The following is a 1,534-nucleotide window of genomic DNA, read 5'->3' as shown; positions in this document are numbered from 1 at the left end:
GCGCAAAGTGTGTCTCATAAAAAAGCGAGTAATGCGAATGCGGCTAAGGCGACGCGCGCTGAAAAAAGTGGTCCGAAAGTGGCCGCAACGAAAGGCACTGTTATTGACCAACGCAAGAATAATGATTTCAAACAAGCGGCACAGTCATTACGTAATGATTTAAACAACAACCCAGGGAAAATAACGGATTACTTGCGCATCACCCCGGCACGTAAAAACGGTCAGATTTCGGGGTATCGCTTATCACCAGGCAAAAACCCTGAGTTTTTTGCTTTATCGGGCTTAAAGTCAGGCGATGTGGCAACACAAATGAATGGGCATGATTTATTGGTGCCTTTAGAGGCAGCACAAGCAATGTCAGCCTTAAAAACAGCACAAAACATTTCATTGTTAGTTGAGCGAAACAACGAGCTGATTGAAATAATGTTTAGTATTGAATAACAACCTATTTTAGCATTAACGTTTGCACTTATCTTGAGTGTGAGCCATTAGTATTAACCTTTGGTATTCATCGTGGATAGCAAAGAAGCAATAAGGAATTTTTCATGGGCACAACCTTAAACGCCATTGTGGTTAAGCCATTACGCCACAAGTTTAAGCAACTTCAATCATTGAGTTTGGTTTTAGTGACCGCATTGAGCTTTAGCGGTATTTTTGCCGTGGGACAAGCGAGCGCGGCGGAGTATTCACCAAGCTTTAAAGACACTGAAATTGTCGAGTTTGTCACTATTGTGGGTAAAAACTTGAAAAAGACCATGATTGTTGACCCGAACGTGCGTGGTAAAATTAACGTGCGCAGTTATGACTTATTATCAGAAGAGCAGTACTACCAGTTTTTCTTAAACGTGTTGGCGGTGTATGGTTTTTCTGCGATTGAGCGTGAAAATAACATTGTAAAAATCATTCGTAATAAAGATGCTAAGACCTCGGCGATTCCGGTGGTTGATAGTGGCGGCAGTCTTATTGGCGATGAAATGGTGACACGTATTGTTGAAGTAAAGAATGTGACGGTACGTGAGCTGGTGCCGTTATTACGTCAACTGTCTGACCAAGCAGGTGGTGGTAACGTCACAAACTATGACCCGGCAAACGTGATTATGTTAACGGGCACAGCGGCAACGGTTAATCGTTTAGTGAACATCATTGAGCGTGTTGATAGAGCGGGTGACCAAGACGTAGAAATTATTAAATTACAATATGCATCTGCGGGTGAAATGGTGCGTATTATCGAGGCAATGAATAAGCCAAGCGGTGGTAAAACTACGCAAGCGACATTTTTAATTCCAACGATTGTTGCTGATGACCGTAGTAATAGCGTTATTGTTAGCGGTGAAGTTAAAGCACGTGAGCGCGTTGTGCGTTTAGTGAAGCGACTTGACAGTGAATTAGAAACTAACGGCAATACCCGTGTTTACTACTTAAAATACTCAAAAGCTGAAGACTTAGTCAAAGTGCTGAGTGGTGTGAGTAAAACTATTTCCTCTGAAGCACAAGCCACAAGGGCAGCGAGTAAGAGCAACGCACAAAACGAAAC

1 protein-coding gene and 1 pseudogene are annotated in these 1,534 nt (G+C 42.6%); both read left to right on the top strand.

What is annotated here, in order from left to right; genetic code table 11:
- A pseudogene (locus Q4496_RS17850) lies at window positions 1-441 on the top strand (type II secretion system protein GspC); the annotation flags it as partial.
- Window positions 442-545: 104 nt separating this feature from the next.
- Window positions 546-1,534: secretin N-terminal domain-containing protein (locus Q4496_RS17845; RefSeq protein ID WP_303610965.1), on the top strand; the 989-nt coding region annotated here is incomplete at its 3' end.

Origin of the sequence: Colwellia sp. 5_MG-2023, assembly GCF_030547795.1 — a bacterium.
Classification (GTDB): Bacteria; Pseudomonadota; Gammaproteobacteria; order Enterobacterales; family Alteromonadaceae; genus Colwellia.
This window is presented reverse-complemented; position numbering and strand designations above follow the sequence as displayed.